This window comes from Segetibacter aerophilus (genome assembly GCF_007991655.1).
GTDB lineage: Bacteria > Bacteroidota > Bacteroidia > Chitinophagales > Chitinophagaceae > Segetibacter > Segetibacter aerophilus.
Window position 1 is genome coordinate 37,980 of sequence record NZ_BJYT01000026.1, and the last position, 15,074, is coordinate 53,053.

Genomic DNA, 15,074 nt, shown 5'->3' on the forward strand with positions numbered 1-15,074 from the left:
TCTCAGCTGAGCACTTGCTTAACTTATTTCTATTTTTACGCCTCAAACTATTAAGCTAATTGAATGTTCGAGGTTCTGTTTAAGGCTATCAATGAAAAAGTAACGCTTACTCAAGAAGAGGAGGAATTATGTAAAGCTTTTTTTATTCCGAAAAAGTTACGCAAGAAACAATACCTGTTGCAACAAGACGACGTTTGTAAGTATACAGCGTTTGTTGAGAAAGGTGCCATGCGGGCATATACTACCGATGATAAAGGATCTGAACACATCGTGCAATTTGCACTGGAAGGTTGGTGGATCTCAGACATCTACAGCTTTCTCACTGGCGAGCCTTCTATCTATAACATAGAAGCGCTCGAAGATGTTGAGCTCTTGCTGTTAACCCGTCCCAAGGATGAGGAGATGCTTCAAAAGGTTCCGAAAATGGAGCGCTACTTCAGGATACTTTCACAAAAATCATTGGTTGCAATGCAGCGACGATTAATTGGTTCATTGAGCCAATCAGCCGAAGAGAAATATACGCGGCTCGTTACTACCTATCCCGATATTATTCAACGGGTACCTCAGCATATGATTGCATCTTACCTTGGAATCACTCCCGAAACGTTAAGCCGCATAAGAAAGCAAATGTCAACGAGAAAATAAGTGCTCTTGATATAGATCAACAGTATTTCTTATTATACCTCAATGGCGACTGATGTGTGGCAGCGTAGGTTTGCATTATAATTAAATCAAAAATGAAAAAAGTATTTTTAGTAGCGGTTATAGCCCTAATTCAGACAGCAGTATTTGCTCAAACAAAATGGAACGTAGACAACGCTCACTCTTCTGTTAAATTTTCAGTTAGCCATCTTGTAATATCTGAAGTTGAAGGTGGGTTTAAAAAATTTACAGGTAACGTTGTATCAACTAATCCTGATTTTACTGATGCAAAAGTTGATTTTGCTATAGACGTAAATAGCATCAACACCGATAATGATATGCGCGATAAGCATTTGAAAAGCGACGATTTTTTCAATGCCGAGCAATATCCTAACATGACTTTTAAAAGCACATCTTTCAAAAAAGTGTCTGGTAACAAATATGCTTTGACAGGTAACCTTACTATTCGTAATGTAACCAAGCCTGTAAAGTTTGATGTTGTTTATGGCGGTACAGCAAAGGATGGTTATGGTAATACAAAAGCCGGTTTTAAGGCCACCGCGGTAATCAATCGTTTTGACTATAACTTGAAGTGGAACAACTTAACAGAAGCCGGTGGAGCTACAGTTGGTAAAGACATAACGCTGGATCTCAAAATGGAAATGGCGCAAGCGAAGGCATAAGTTGGACAAACAATTTTGTAAAAAAAAGCTGGAGAAATTCCGGCTTTTTTTGTGCTTATTCATGAACCCCCTGCCCGGTTTAATTACGTAACTGGTTATCTTTATTTCAAATAATTCCTTATGAAAAAATGCCTGACTTTTCTCTTGTCTGTGAGGTTGGTTTCATGCACTGTCCACCAACCTATCGCTACTGACCCTGCTTACAATAACCAAACTTATAAGATCGATTACCTTTTCGAGCACGATGGGTGCAAAGTTTACAGGTTTTACGACCGCGGTCACTACGTTTACTTCACTAACTGCAGGGGAGAAGCTATTAACACGGAAGACAGCTTAGAAACAAGAAACTCAACACAGATTATTCGGAACAAAAAGTAAGCTAGAAAGGGTTTAAGCCCGGCAGGCCATCGCTTTTCAGGCCCGTTTGCTTTGAACATTTTTTGAATGAATAATAAGAATAGCGAAAATTATACTGCAAGTTTTAGCTGGCCTGTAATTGATAAGACATCACTCTTGCTCCTGAAACAGTATTGCGATAAGTACTATTGCCGAATGTAGAAAAAAAGTACAAGAGTGCGACGCAACAGCTGCAGCATAGTAGTACAACGTTCACCTCCCGAAAACTTATTGCATCACCTCTTCAATCACGTGCCCGATGTTTCCACTTGGCATTTGTATGTGAAGCAAAGCCGAAAGAGTTGCAGAAATATCGGTCATATAAGTTTCACGATTTGTCTTTCCTTTTTTAATTCCCCAGCCGTACCAAAGTAAAGGAATGTGCGAGTCATAAGGGTTCCATGAACCGTGAGTAGTGCCGGTTCTGCCGCCGGAAAAATACTGTGGCTTGAATACAAATTGTATGTCGCCACTCAATTTTTGGTTGTACCCATTGGTTACCATGTTTTTTATCATAGCAGGGAGAAGGACTGTATTTGTGTTTTTCAAGTCAAAAGCCATTACAATAGCAGGGTTTTCTAACAAGCGTTCTATGATGGCCTCCTTAATCTTCTGTTCGTCTTCACCAACAACGCTGCGGTTCAAATACACCTGGAAGTTCATTACAGAAGAAACTGCATTTTTTATTTTGAAGCGACTATCTATCAAATCATTTAAAGTCCCCAACAACCCTACTTCATTTAAAGTTCCTGCAGGTATTTTGTTTTCTCTTAGTTGTTCGGGAACGTGGGCAGCAGCATGGTCTGCGGTAATAAAAACAGTATACTGACCTTTACCGACTTTGCCATCGAGGTAGTTTAGAAACTGCCCCAGCTCGTTGTCGAGACGCAAATAGTTGTCCTCCGCTTCGATAGAGTTTGGCCCAAAAGTGTGACCAATATAATCAGGAGAAGAAAAGCTGACAGCAAGGAAATCTGTATTTCCAGTTTGGCCAAGACGTTCGCCTTCAACTGCAGCTTTTGCCATCTCAAAAGTCAACGTGTTTCCGAAAGGTGTAATGCGAACAGCATTGTACTTGTCCCTTGTAATGTTTGCGGTTATATGCGGAAAAGTATTGTCCTCCAGGCTTCCCTCGTAGCTTTTATCATCCGCCGTACTTTGCACGTAAGTGTTGATAGGGTAGAGCGTGTTCCAATTTTGCTGCAGGTATTGGTCGGGCAATTTTCTGCTGTTAAATTGTTTCAACCAGTCAGGCAAGTCTTTCATATAATAGCTACTGGTAATGAAAGCTCCATTCGCATTATCAAACCAATAAGCGCCATTAGCCGAATGTCCCGCAGGTAAAATTGCTCCCCTGTCTTTCAATGCAATACCAATAACTTTTGATCGATAATTGGTAGCCATTCTAAGCTCATCTGTTACAGTAGTCGTCAACATACTTGAGGGTGACATTTCTCCGGCATCAGAGGTGCTGCCCACACTTTTAAAGGTTGTATCCTCGGTACAATACCAGCTTCTTTTTAAATCTCTACGGTACCAATTGTTACCCATGATGCCATGTATGGCAGGTACTGAGCCTGTATACACACACGTGTGACCGGCAGCAGTTACGGTAGGAGTGTAGGGAATGAAAGTGTTTTCGCAAGTATAACCTTCATTCAATATCCGCTTAAATCCATTTGAGGAATAACGATCTGAATAGCGATACAGATAGTCCCAACGCATCTGGTCTATCACAATTCCCACAACCAATTTTGGTCTTGGTAAACTTGTAGTATTGGTAGTTTTCTTTTGGGCATTTGACGCTAGTGACACCAGCAAAACAATCACAAAAACAATATTTCTCATCTGCTAATCAATTAATTCTGACAAATGTATTTTAAACATAAATACAAGAGAATTAAATAATGAGAGAACGAAATCACAATAATACAGGAGGTTGATTATTGTGAACTGCTACAATTATATTTGCACGAGATTTAAAAAAAGTGTACTAATGAAAGTAATGAAGTTTGGTGGTACTAGTGTTGGCAAGCCAGAGAGGATGCACCAGGTGGCGGAACTTATAACAAGCGATGATGAACCAAAAATTGTAGTACTAAGTGCGCTTAGCGGAACTACAAACGCATTGGTTGAGATAAGTAATGGTTTATCTAATCGTGACCGTAATTTTTCGAAACAGGCGATAGATAAATTGGAGCAGCACTATAAACAATTTATAGGCACATTATTAAAAACTGAAGAAGCACAACAGAAGGCTTTAAAAATAATATCCGAGCATTTTGAATTTTTAAACATCATTCTCAAGATCTCTTTCAGTGAGGCGTTGAATAAAGATATTCTCGCACAAGGCGAGTTGATGAGCACAAAATTATTTTCGGCTTATTTGTCAGAAGTAGGTATTGATCATGAGTTGTTGCCCGCGCTTGAGTTCATGCAAATAGATGCTTATGAAGAGCCGTTGATAGGCAACATAAGAGTAAAGCTTGCCCAACAAATTAAACAGCACCAGGACAAGAAGATTTTTGTAACGCAGGGTTATATCTGCCGGAATAGCAAAGGTGAAGTTGACAACCTGAAGCGTGGGGGAAGCGACTACAGTGCGTCGTTAATAGCTGCGGCAATAAACGCCGAAGTATGTGAGATCTGGACGGACATTGATGGGATGCATAACAATGACCCGCGTGTGGTTGATAAAACGATAGCAGTTGAGCAGATGAGTTTTGATGAAGCTGCAGAGCTAGCTTATTTCGGTGCGAAGATTTTGCACCCGGCTTCTATTTGGCCTGCTCAGCATTATAATATCCCGGTTAGGTTGCTTAATACAATGGAACCCTCAGCAAAAGGTACTTTGATTGTAGAAGATGCCGGTAGTGTAGGAGTAAAAGCAGTGGCCGCTAAGGATGGTATTGTGGCAATCAAAATCAAGAGCAGTCGCATGTTGCTGGCTTACGGTTTTTTAAGAAAGGTTTTTGAAGTTTTCGAAAAGTATCGCACTTCCATAGATATGATTACGACCTCCGAGGTCGCTGTTTCGCTAACTATTGATAACAAGGAAAACCTGCCTGATATCATCCAGGAACTGGAAGCATTTGGAACTGTTGAAATAGACGAAAATCAAACGATTGTGTCTATCGTAGGAAACCAAATTGTTCAGACTCCCCAGGTAATGATGCGACTGTTTGAGGCTATAAATGATGTTCCGGTTCGAATGGTAAGTTATGGTGGCAGCAAGCACAATGTTTCTCTGCTAATTCCTGCTGAGTATAAAACAACTACTTTGCAAGTATTGAATAAAGGGTTATTTAATCTTTAAACTATGGCAGCAAAACTAATATTAACACGTAAGGGAAGTGTTGTAAATCGTCGCCAGCGATTTAAAGTGTTAATAGACGGAGTTGAGGCAGGACAGATTAAGAACGACGATACCGAAGAATTTACAGTAGAACCGGGCGAGCATACCTTGCAGTGTATACTAGGCTGGATGACAAGCCCGGTAGAAACCTTTACAGTAAGTGATAGTGCAAATACATACCGAAGTGTGAGTAGTGGATTAACATTTATCGTACCCCTATATTTCATGATGCTTGTAGGGGTATTGCTTCCATTTTATTTTCGATTTGCAAAATTGCCCGAGCCGGATTATATCAACACCCTGAAAATAGTATTGATACTGCCAGCTATCCTCTACTATGTTTTCTACATCTCTTTTTTCAGAAAAAAATACCTCGTGATTGGAGAAGACAAGAGTAATCCGTTTAAGTAATTGATAGGGCAATAAACTCTTTACCGGTGTTGAATTAGCCTTGAAATTTCTACGCTACCTAAATCTTTTGCGTCAGCTTCGCAAGGTATTGGTCAAACTCATCCTCGAAAAGTATTTCTGTTGTCCATCCTTCTTCTTCAGCAATCTGTGACAATAATTGTTGATCTATGTAGAGCCATTTGAACCAATCTGTTTTTTGTTTTTTGTATTCATAGCGATACATGATTTCTCCATAATAATGATCCATCTCCGGTATATCATGCTCATGCAAATAGGCAACGTCAGATGAGTCGAAAATTAACTGCCCGGAGGGTTTAAGCAGTTTTTTGGAATGAGACAAAAACTGCCTTAAATGTTCAATACTTCCAGTTAATCCGATCCCGTTCATTAATAAAAGTAAAGTATCAAAAGGATCAGCTGCGTAAGAAAAGACATCCTGATGAATTGCTTTTTTTACTCCGCGAAGCCTCATTACATCCACTGCTTTTTCCGAAATTTCGAGAGCTGTTACCTCCAAGCCTTTCTCTTGCAATAGCAGTGTATGGCTACCGGCACCTGCGCCTATGTCCAGCACTTTTCCTTTGCACTTTTCTAGAGCGATTAATTCTAAGTCGGGCATTTCTGCTCTCCCTCTGAAATAGGTTGCTATCGGCATCTCTTCCTTTTTGCCATATTTATTATGGATCCAAAGTTTACCAGGAAGTTGTCGGCTGTAGAACTCAGAGATCGCCTGCCCTAACACATCATTCATCGCTACTTATTTTAGAAATTTGCACATCAATTAAAATCCTAGTAATCACTCTTTCAGCTTTAGCTCCTTCAAAATGTCGTCGAGGTAATCTGCCTGTATTTGTTGGATCTCCATCAGTCTTTTGTTTTGATGAATAATCAGGTGATCTACCTTTTCATTCAAAAGTTGGATCTCCAATTCTGCCTTCAAATTTATTTTGTAGTCATGTTCGCTTCGTATACGGTCTTTGTGCTCCTGCCGGTTTTGGCTCATCATAATAATGGGTGCTTGAATAGCTGCAAGACAACTTAAAATGAGGTTTAATAAAATGAACGGATAAGGGTCGAAGGGTTTGTTTGAAAGCATCCAGATATTAATGCCCATCCAAACAACTATGAAACAAAAGAATGAAATAATAAAAGTCCAGCTTCCACCAAACGTGGCAATATGATCGGCAATGCGTTGGCCAAAGGTTAGTTTTTCTTCGAGCTCGTCTTCGATGTTTTCGGACAAGATTTTGTTTGACGATACAGCTTGCACAACTTCTTTTTCCAACGAATTCAATTCGCCGTTTTCCTGGTTGATCAAAGATGAGAGTTGCTTTTTGCGAAACACGTTTAGCTCTTCATTGCTGATATAGCTGGCACTTGTAAAATTGGGATGTTCTTGTTTGATAAGATCGAAAAGGGAAGCTCTTAAAGTGTCACCTTTATGCGCTTCATTTTCGTTAATGACTTGGTTTGAAATACTGCAGGTAACTTTTTGCATGAGGCTTGAATTCGTAAGTGTACAAGTTGAAAAAAGTAGAAAGACAGCCAAAAGTACAAGAGTGCTACGCAACGAATGGTTAATAGTTATTCGAAGCCGGCTCACAAAAATAGCTTCAATAAAAAAGAGCTTCCAGGTATGAAGCTCTTTGATAGTAATTTTTGGTTTAGTTATAAAACCAACATTGCGTCCCCATAGCTGAAGAAGCGGTATTTGTCTTTAATTGCTTTTTTGTAAGCTTCCATCGCCAGCTCGTAGCCAGCAAAAGCGCATGTCATTATAAGGAGGCTCGACTTAGGTAAATTGAAATTGGTGACAAGGCTATCAGCAACATTAAAGTCATATGGCGGGTGGATAAAAGTACTTGTCCAGCCCTCGCCCGGCTTCAATAGTTTCTGCGCAGTAAAACTTGTTTCCATTGCACGCATCGTAGTGGTGCCAATCGAACAGACACGATGCCCTGTTTCTTTCGCCTTGTTTACAATTTTGCAAGCAGCTTCGTCAACGTTATAATATTCGGCATCCATTTTATGCTTGCTCAAATCTTCCACTTCTATGGGGCGAAAAGTACCGAGACCCGTGTGCAAAGTGACTTCCGCAAAACGAATTCCTTTGATTTCGCAACGTTTGATCAGTTCCCTGCTAAAGTGCAAACCGGCAGTTGGAGCAGCTACCGCGCCCTCATGTTTCGCATAAACAGTCTGGTATCTTTCGCGGTCTTCTTCATCGGGTTTGCGCTTGATGTATTTTGGTAAAGGTGTTTTTCCCAACGCCTCTAGCTGCGTTTTAAATTCTTCTTCTGCTCCTTCCCATATAAACTTGATGGTGCGTCCGCGGCTGGTTGTATTGTCTATAACTTCAGCTATCAGCTCATCAGAATCTCCAAAGTATAGCTTGTTACCAACGCGGATTTTTCTTGCCGGTTCTACGATCACATCCCACAAACGGTTGGGTTTGTTCAATTCTCTAAGGAGGAAGACTTCTATTTTTGCCCCCGTTTTTTCCTTACGTCCGTACATCCGCGCCGGAAACACTTTCGTGTTGTTCACAACGAAAACATCTTTATCGTCAAAATACTCAAGTATATCGCGAAAGTATTTGTCTTCAATCTGCCCGGTCTTACGATGAACAACCATCATCCGGCTGTCTTCACGTTTTTTAGTAGGTTGTTGCGCAATAAGATTCAGGGGGAGGTCAAATACAAACTGAGATAATTTCATTTGCTATTGGTTCATTTTTTCCCGGTTTCGTACAACTGCTTAGGCCATTAACTAAGTGGAAGGGAAGCGGTGATTTTAAAGGTGGCTAAGGTAAGATAAAAGGTTTTTACTATTTGAATTTTACTTTTCATAAACCTTTTTCTGGTCGTGTAAATTCTTTTAAAGTTTTCGTTTTTAAGAGCTTAAATCATCCAAACTATTTATTCGAAATTTTTAATTTTTCAAACACCTATTAAATTTTTTTTCGGTATTTATTTGATAACTTACATATTCTATTTAAGACTTTGATGAGAAGATTTTTACTTTCCCCTTTTTTATTATTCCTACTTTTTTTTTCTGCTTCCTCCGCACAAAAACGGCCAGTTATTAAGAAATACCCAAGCCTGTTTTGGGAGATAACAGGAAATGGGTTAAAAAAACCTTCATACCTGTTTGGAACAATGCATGTGAGCAGCAAGATGGTTTTTCACCTAAGTGACTCGTTTTATTATGCTATGCGTAGCACCGACGCCGTCGCTCTCGAACTTAACCCCGAAGTTTGGCAGGATGAAATGTTCAGGTTGCAAAAAGCCCAAATGAATTTGGCCCATTTCTCTTTGGGAAAAATGAACGATTATCTAAAAGAAAGTTCTTTTGCTTTAGACAAGTATGAAGACAATGTAAAAAGAGCCTTGGTTGAAGAGCCTACTGTAGTCAACAATTTGTTGTACCGGTCGTACCAGTCCTCTGCAGACTTTGAAGAGAATACTTACCTCGATTTGTACATCTATCAAACGGGCCGTAAGCTTGGTAAGCAGGCTGCAGGTGTAGAAAATTATGTCGAGTCTGAACGCCTGATGATGGAGGCATACCAGGATATGGCAAGGGATAAAAATAAAAGGCGTTTCGATAACGACGGAGAGTCTATGTATGATATACAGAAGAAGATTCAACAGGCTTACAGAAACGGTGACCTCGACTTGATGGATTCGCTTCAGAATATGACGAGTAGCTCAGCAGCTTTCGCAGAGAAATTTCTGTATGTAAGAAATGTTATCCAGGCAAATTCAATAGATACGATTTTAAAAAAGCGAAGCCTTTTTGTTGGTGTCGGCGCTGCTCATTTGCCGGGCCCAAGGGGTGTTATAGAACTGCTGCGTAAGAAGGGATATAAGCTCAGGCCCATCTTTATGCAGGACAGGGACGCTTCGCAAAAAGAGGAAATCGATAAATTGAAAGTGCCTGTTACATTTAGACCAGAGACAACCCAGGACGGAAAGATTGAACTGCAGTTGCCCGGGAAATTGTACAAGCGCGAAGACGCAAGAGGGAATGAGAGCTGGCAATATGCTGACATGAATAATGGTTCGTATTACATGCTGACAAGGGTTAGAACGCATGCTGCAATGTTGGGCCATAATGAAAAGATTGTGCTTGCCAAGGTTGACAGTATGCTGTACGAGAATATCCCCGGCAGAATTTTAAAGAAGACCGCTATAAGTAAGAACGGTTACCAGGGATTCGATATTACCAACCGTACGAGGCGTGGCGATCTTCAACGGTATCAATTATTGGTTACCCCGTTTGAAGTGTTAGTTTTTAAGATGAGCGGGAGTGATAATTACGTAGAAGGTAAGGAAGCCGAATTGTTTTTTAGCTCCATTAAAGTAAGGTCTGTGCCGGCTAATAAATGGTCAACATTCGAACCTGCGCAAGGAGGTTTTACAGTTGATTTTCCTAAGACAGCAAATGAGGCTTATAATAAAAATTCAGGCGATGGAACCGGAAGATGGGAGTACGAGTCAATCGATAATACAACCGGTAACGCCTACATGCTTTGGAAGAAAAGCTTGCACAATTTCAATTTTATCGAAGAGGACACTTTTGATCTTGCCCTGATCACCGAAAGTTTTAAAACCTCCACCATTGTCGACAAGCAGTTATCTCGCCACGCAGGTGCAGAAAAAAATAATCGATTTTTAAAGAGCAAATTTTCTTTAAAGGACGGTTCATATATTACTTCAAAAGCATTTATTAAAGGACCTCATTATTATTTGCTGGCCGTTAAAAGCAAGGATAAAAAGAATGAGTTTGAAAAGTTCTTCAAGTCCTTCAGATTTACCGATTTCAAATATTCAAAACCGGAACATTACATTGATTCTACTTTAAAGCTCGAGGTAGTTACTCCTGTTAAACCTAATGTCGATAACGTGCTTAGGTCATGGATGGAAAAAGCTGGAAGCGAAATGCCCGGCGGATCAGAGGCATCTTATACAGGCTGGCCAAAAAATAAAACGGGGGTGTTTAAAAGTGACTCAACAGGAGAAAGCATTTTAGTGACAGTGCAGAGTTTCCCCAAATATTATTACAGCCGCGACTCATCGAAGTTCTGGCGTGAAAAACTGGACGAGAAAGAAACCGGCAAAGACATGGTTTTTAGAAAGAAGGAATTTTTTAAAGTAAACGAATCTTCGTGTGGTTATCATGTCGTTTTAACTGATACCAATTCTTCCCGGTGTATAAAATCAACTTATTATTTAAAAGGAACCAATCTATATAAATTCTCTACTTTATCAGACACTACGTCTACGGAAAGTGAATTTGTAAAAACATTTTTTGCGACCGCAAAACCCATTGATAAGAAAACAGGAACTTCTGTTTTCAATACTAAAGTCGACATGTTCTTCGCCGATTATTCAAGTAAAGACTCTGCGATTACCAAATATGCAAACCAGGCGATATCAAGCATTTATTTTGGTAAAGATGGCGTCGAAAGAATAATGTCTGCAATCAAAAATTTGAAGTTTGGAGACAAAGATTATTTCGAAACCAAGGCTAAGTTCATAACGGAGCTAGGGTACATCGACGATGCTACAACAAGCAAGCAAGTGACGAGTTATCTAAAAGAGCTGTATGATAAAAGCTCTGATACCAGTTATTTTCAAAATCCTATCTTGGTAGCGTTGGCCAGGTTGCAGACAAAAGACTCTTACAGCTTGCTCAAAAAATTATTGGTGCAAGATCCGCCTGTCTTCGATGACTCTTATGAATACAGTCGCATTTTTTCGCAATTTGCTGATACGCTTTTATTAGCGAAAACACTTTTTCCTGATATACTGCAATTGGCTTCTTTAGAAGATTATAGGCCGTTAATCAACAGGCTACTGAAAACAATGGTCGATAGTGGTTATATGAAAGGTGCAGACTATGAAGGTTATTTTAGCAAATTATATTTTGATGCAAAAATTGAATTGAAGAAGCAACAGAATAAAGATGAAAAGCTGTTGGAAATAGATGACGATAATTTTGAAATGGAAGACGATGAGGCCGATTATAAGGCGATTTATACAAGAAATGGTAGCAGACAGACCGCTTCTTCGCTTGAAGATTTCGCTGTGCTACTAATGCCTTTTTATGATAAAGTTCCTACTGTGCCCAAATACTTTGAGAAGCTGTTATTATCAAAAGACGTCAGCGTTCAGTTGCTGGCAGCTCGCTTGATGACCGAAAAAAATAAGAAGCTACCTGACACTCTTTTTTCTTCGCTCGCGGCGCAGGACAAGTACCGGGCTAAGTTGTATTCAATGTTAAAGAAGATAAACAGAACGGATCTTTTTCCGCAGAAATATAAAAATCAGGAGACCATTGCAAGGGCATTATTGCTACGGGATAAAAAATACAAGGACTTTGCTGCTATAAAAATGGTTGACAAAAAAGTGTTGCAGTCAAAGGGTGTACAAGGAAACGTCTACCTGTTCAAGTATAAGATAAAGCCCGACGATGATTGGAGGATAGGCATCAGCGGGTTTCAGCCGCTAAACACAAAGGAGGTTAGCACAACCGGGGATTTGGTAAAGCTTACCGATAAAAAGTTGAAGCCTTACGAAGACGAAACAGAGCAGTTTGATCAGCAGGTTAAACGAGTGCTTTTTGCGCAACACAAAAGTGGCCGCAGGTTTTTTGAGCGGTCAAATGCATGGGGTTTCGGTTATAACAATTTTGAAGAATAGTGCTATTTTCATTCAAACCTCTTCAATTCAATAAATCACGGACTTTGGATACAAGCTTTTGTTTTTTATAGCATCAGGGTTGCGTCGCAAGCACTTCAGCTGCTTATCTCTGGGCATCAGCAATGCACATCCATTATAGCATCAATAGTGGTGGGTTGCGATCGTGTATTCAACTTAAGCAACAATACCTTTCGGTATACTTGCTATTAAATTTTGAGTGTAAGTCGATGTAGGATGAAGGTAAAGTTCTTCAGCACCGCCTGTTTCCACGATCTCTCCTTTGTTCATCACCATTATGCGATCGCTTATGTACCGAACCACAGAGAGGTCGTGCGAAATAAATATCGAAGTAAACTTGAATTCTTTTTTGAGGTCATTCAATAAATTCAGGACTTGGGCTTGTACACTTACATCGAGCGCAGATACACTTTCATCACAAATAACAAATGCAGGATGAAGGGCAAGTGCTCTTGCGATCACTATTCTTTGTCGCTGGCCTCCGCTGAACTCGTGCGGGTAGCGGTTATAATGTTCGGGCCGCAGATGAACCTTTTCAAGTAATTCTATCACTTTTTCTTTTTTCTGCCGGTTGTTAGCGGCAAGTCCGTGAACTTTAATTGGCTCGCCAATCGCCTCTCCAACTGTCATTCTCGGATTTAACGAAGAGTAAGGATCCTGGAAAATGATTTGCATATCCTTTCGCATACTCCTCAATAAATCTTTGGGTGCTTTTGCTAAATCCTGCCCTTTAAAAAGTATGCTTCCTGCTGTAGGTCTTATCAATTGCAGTATACTTCGTCCTAATGTGCTTTTTCCGCACCCTGACTCGCCCACAAGCCCAACCGTTTCTCCTTCAAATACATCAAAGCTTACATCGTTAACTGCTTTAGTGAACTCGGTCTGTTTTCCAAATAATTTTGTCTTTCCGGGAAACCAAACCTTTAGTTTTTGTACTAACAGCAAGGGATGCGTCTTGACTACAATTGCAGCTTCCTTGGGCAGTTCCTGTATTTGCAGCTTGTCATGTACGCCTGTAAGTTTTCCATCAATAAAATCACTTACGATTGGAAGCCTTTCGCCTTTTACATGCAAAGCAGGTCTGCAAGCAAGCAGTGCCTTTGTGTACGGGTGTGTGGGATTTTTATAAAGTTCGCCTACCGCTCCTTCTTCGACTATCTGGCCTTTGTACATCACAATCACCTTGTCTGCTACTTCTGCAACAACACCCAGGTCATGAGAGATAAAAATAACTCCCATGTTTTTTTGTTGTTGTAGATTTTTAATCAGCTGAAGTATTGTTTTCTGTACCGTTACATCCAGCGCAGTGGTAGGTTCATCGCAAATAAGCAAGGATGGATTACAGCTCATTGCCATTGCGATCATAACCCGTTGCTTTTGTCCGCCGCTTAGTTGATGGGGGTATCGGTTATAAATGAGCGGAGGATTGGGAAGCTGCACACTTTCAAATAATTCAATCGTTTTTTTCTTTGCTTCAGCCCCTGATATTTTTTGATGCAGGACGATCGCTTCCATTACCTGGTGACCACAAGTATGCACAGGATTTAATGAAGTCATAGGCTCCTGGAAAATCATAGCAATTTCGTTTCCCCTGATTTTCCGGATCGTTTCATTAGAAGCTTTTAGCAAATCTATTTTTCTGCCATCTTCTTCAGTAAACCAAATTTCCCCTTTCGAAAAGACCGCGGGCGGCGAAGGAAGTAGTTGAAGAATGGAGAGGGCGGTAACAGATTTCCCTGAGCCTGACTCTCCAACAATGGCTACTATCTCACCTCTTTGTACCTCAACAGATACATCCTGCACAGCATTGGAGGTAACCCCGTCGGAAGTGAAATCGATTTGAAGATTTTGTATGGAGAGAAGTTCGCTCATTTAAAAATTGAAAATGCCTGGTAATAATGTTCAAAGTAAAGAAGCTGTTTGGCGTGGTGTGTGCCCAAAACTGAACCGCAAGTACAAGTGAGTGACACAACGATGCTGAATAGAATTGATTCGTTCAGTCCCAAAATCTGCCTTGAAAACATTCAAAGCTTGCGGCTAAAACCTCAGGTGCCTTACAGTCAACCCGCCGTGTTGCAATTGCTTCAACGACGAGATGCCAATATTAAGATGTTTGTCTACAAAGTTTTGAGTTACTGAAGCATCGCTTTTTTCAGTCTTTACGCCTTCGGGCACCATAGGCTGATCGCTTACAAGCAATAATGCGCCGGTAGGAATTCTATTGTAAAAACCAACGGTAAAAATCGTAGCAGTTTCCATATCAATCGCATATGCCCGAATGCGTTGCAGGTATTCTTTAAACTCTGTATCGTGTTCCCAGACGCGGCGGTTCATCGTGTAAACCGTACCGGTCCAGTAATCCACTTCGTACTCTCTTATTGTAGTTGAGATAGCTTTTTGCAGCGCAAACGCAGGTAAGGCCGGAACCTCCTTAGGAAAGTAATCATCCGAAGTACCCTCGCCACGAATAGCGGCAATTGGCAAAATCAAATCGCCAATTTTGTTTCTTTTTTTCAGTCCTCCGCACTTGCCCAAAAATAGAACAGCCTCAGGTGAAACGGCAGAAAGCAGGTCCATTACAGTTGCAGCCCCGGGGCTACCCATACCGAAGTTTATGATTGTGATGCCGTTAGCAGTTGCACATTGCATTGGGCGGTCTTCGCCAACTACCTGCACATCGTGCAAAAAAGCAAACATCTTTACGTAGTTCGAAAAATTTGTCAGCAAAATATACTTTCCAAAATTCTCCAGCTTTTCGCCTGTGTACCGGGGTAGCCAATTCTCTACAATTTCTTGTTTAGTCTTCATATTTAATTTCTTTTCGTTTTCATTCTTTACTCATTCCAAGGCAAGTAACCGGAT

Annotated in this window: 12 protein-coding genes; 6 read left to right on the forward strand and 6 right to left on the reverse strand. The window is 40.5% G+C overall.

Annotated elements, in window-relative coordinates; all coding sequences use genetic code 11:
* Nucleotides 1–63 precede the first annotated feature (63 nt).
* The 3 genes from SAE01_RS20990 to SAE01_RS21000 all read left to right on the forward strand — a co-directional run bounded on the left by SAE01_RS20990 (nt 64) and on the right by SAE01_RS21000 (nt 1,703).
* Complete coding sequence (locus SAE01_RS20990; RefSeq protein ID WP_147205774.1) at nt 64–645, forward strand: Crp/Fnr family transcriptional regulator; 582 nt, start codon at nt 64–66, stop codon at nt 643–645.
* A 92-nt stretch (nt 646–737) separates the two neighbouring features.
* The gene (locus SAE01_RS20995) at nt 738–1,325 is read left to right on the forward strand and encodes a YceI family protein (RefSeq protein WP_147205775.1); all 588 of its coding nucleotides are present in this window, start codon (nt 738–740) and stop codon (nt 1,323–1,325) included.
* Nucleotides 1,326–1,445: 120 nt separating this feature from the next.
* A complete protein-coding gene (locus SAE01_RS21000; protein ID WP_147205776.1) occupies nt 1,446–1,703 on the forward strand; it encodes a DUF4884 domain-containing protein in 258 nt (85 codons plus the stop codon).
* Between the two features lie 246 nt (nt 1,704–1,949).
* On the opposite strand, the gene pafA is transcribed toward SAE01_RS21000, so the two are convergent.
* Entirely contained in the window at nt 1,950–3,569 is a 1,620-nt protein-coding gene (pafA, locus tag SAE01_RS21005) for an alkaline phosphatase PafA (protein ID WP_147205777.1), read from the reverse strand.
* Between the two features lie 148 nt (nt 3,570–3,717).
* Between pafA and SAE01_RS21010 the strand changes: the two genes are divergently transcribed.
* Together SAE01_RS21010 and SAE01_RS21015 are read left to right on the forward strand one after the other, a co-directional pair.
* Nucleotides 3,718–5,037, forward strand: coding sequence for an aspartate kinase (locus SAE01_RS21010; RefSeq protein ID WP_147205778.1), 1,320 nt, complete (start codon nt 3,718–3,720; stop codon nt 5,035–5,037).
* A 3-nt stretch (nt 5,038–5,040) separates the two neighbouring features.
* Nucleotides 5,041–5,487: a hypothetical protein gene (locus SAE01_RS21015; RefSeq protein ID WP_147205779.1), complete on the forward strand. Its 447-nt coding sequence runs from the start codon at nt 5,041–5,043 to the stop codon at nt 5,485–5,487.
* Between the two features lie 58 nt (nt 5,488–5,545).
* On the opposite strand, the gene SAE01_RS21020 is transcribed toward SAE01_RS21015, so the two are convergent.
* The 3 genes from SAE01_RS21020 to queA form a co-directional block, all read right to left on the reverse strand.
* On the reverse strand, nt 5,546–6,238 hold the full coding sequence (locus SAE01_RS21020; protein WP_147205780.1) for a class I SAM-dependent methyltransferase: 693 nt from the start codon (nt 6,236–6,238) through the stop codon (nt 5,546–5,548).
* Nucleotides 6,239–6,283: 45 nt separating this feature from the next.
* A complete protein-coding gene (locus SAE01_RS21025; RefSeq protein ID WP_147205781.1) occupies nt 6,284–6,985 on the reverse strand; it encodes a DUF1003 domain-containing protein in 702 nt (233 codons plus the stop codon).
* A 170-nt stretch (nt 6,986–7,155) separates the two neighbouring features.
* On the reverse strand, nt 7,156–8,205 hold the full coding sequence (gene queA, locus SAE01_RS21030; protein ID WP_147205782.1) for a tRNA preQ1(34) S-adenosylmethionine ribosyltransferase-isomerase QueA: 1,050 nt from the start codon (nt 8,203–8,205) through the stop codon (nt 7,156–7,158).
* Between the two features lie 287 nt (nt 8,206–8,492).
* Between queA and SAE01_RS21035 the strand changes: the two genes are divergently transcribed.
* Nucleotides 8,493–12,194, forward strand: coding sequence for a TraB/GumN family protein (locus tag SAE01_RS21035; protein ID WP_147205783.1), 3,702 nt, complete (start codon nt 8,493–8,495; stop codon nt 12,192–12,194).
* A gap of 174 nt (nt 12,195–12,368) precedes the next feature.
* Here the strand turns inward: SAE01_RS21035 and SAE01_RS21040 are convergent, their stop codons facing one another.
* Nucleotides 12,369–14,084 carry an ABC transporter ATP-binding protein gene (locus SAE01_RS21040; RefSeq protein ID WP_147205784.1) on the reverse strand — a complete coding sequence of 572 codons (1,716 nt, stop codon included), beginning with the start codon at nt 14,082–14,084 and terminating at the stop codon, nt 12,369–12,371.
* 165 nt (nt 14,085–14,249) lie between these two features.
* Nucleotides 14,250–15,020 carry an AMP nucleosidase gene (locus tag SAE01_RS21045; RefSeq protein WP_147205785.1) on the reverse strand — a complete coding sequence of 257 codons (771 nt, stop codon included), beginning with the start codon at nt 15,018–15,020 and terminating at the stop codon, nt 14,250–14,252.
* Between the last annotated feature and the right edge of the window lie 54 nt (nt 15,021–15,074).

Excerpts from the sequence above, each read along its gene's own strand:
- SAE01_RS20990 (WP_147205774.1), top strand. The coding sequence starts at position 64 with ATGTTCGAGGTTCTGTTTAAGGCTATCAATGAAAAAGTAACGCTTACT.
- SAE01_RS20995 (WP_147205775.1), top strand. The coding sequence starts at position 738 with ATGAAAAAAGTATTTTTAGTAGCGGTTATAGCCCTAATTCAGACAGCA.
- SAE01_RS21000 (WP_147205776.1), top strand. The coding sequence starts at position 1,446 with ATGAAAAAATGCCTGACTTTTCTCTTGTCTGTGAGGTTGGTTTCATGC.
- pafA (WP_147205777.1), bottom strand. The coding sequence starts at position 3,569 with ATGAGAAATATTGTTTTTGTGATTGTTTTGCTGGTGTCACTAGCGTCA.
- SAE01_RS21010 (WP_147205778.1), top strand. The coding sequence starts at position 3,718 with ATGAAAGTAATGAAGTTTGGTGGTACTAGTGTTGGCAAGCCAGAGAGG.
- SAE01_RS21015 (WP_147205779.1), top strand. The coding sequence starts at position 5,041 with ATGGCAGCAAAACTAATATTAACACGTAAGGGAAGTGTTGTAAATCGT.
- SAE01_RS21020 (WP_147205780.1), bottom strand. The coding sequence starts at position 6,238 with ATGAATGATGTGTTAGGGCAGGCGATCTCTGAGTTCTACAGCCGACAA.
- SAE01_RS21025 (WP_147205781.1), bottom strand. The coding sequence starts at position 6,985 with ATGCAAAAAGTTACCTGCAGTATTTCAAACCAAGTCATTAACGAAAAT.
- queA (WP_147205782.1), bottom strand. The coding sequence starts at position 8,205 with ATGAAATTATCTCAGTTTGTATTTGACCTCCCCCTGAATCTTATTGCG.
- SAE01_RS21035 (WP_147205783.1), top strand. The coding sequence starts at position 8,493 with ATGAGAAGATTTTTACTTTCCCCTTTTTTATTATTCCTACTTTTTTTT.
- SAE01_RS21040 (WP_147205784.1), bottom strand. The coding sequence starts at position 14,084 with ATGAGCGAACTTCTCTCCATACAAAATCTTCAAATCGATTTCACTTCC.
- SAE01_RS21045 (WP_147205785.1), bottom strand. The coding sequence starts at position 15,020 with ATGAAGACTAAACAAGAAATTGTAGAGAATTGGCTACCCCGGTACACA.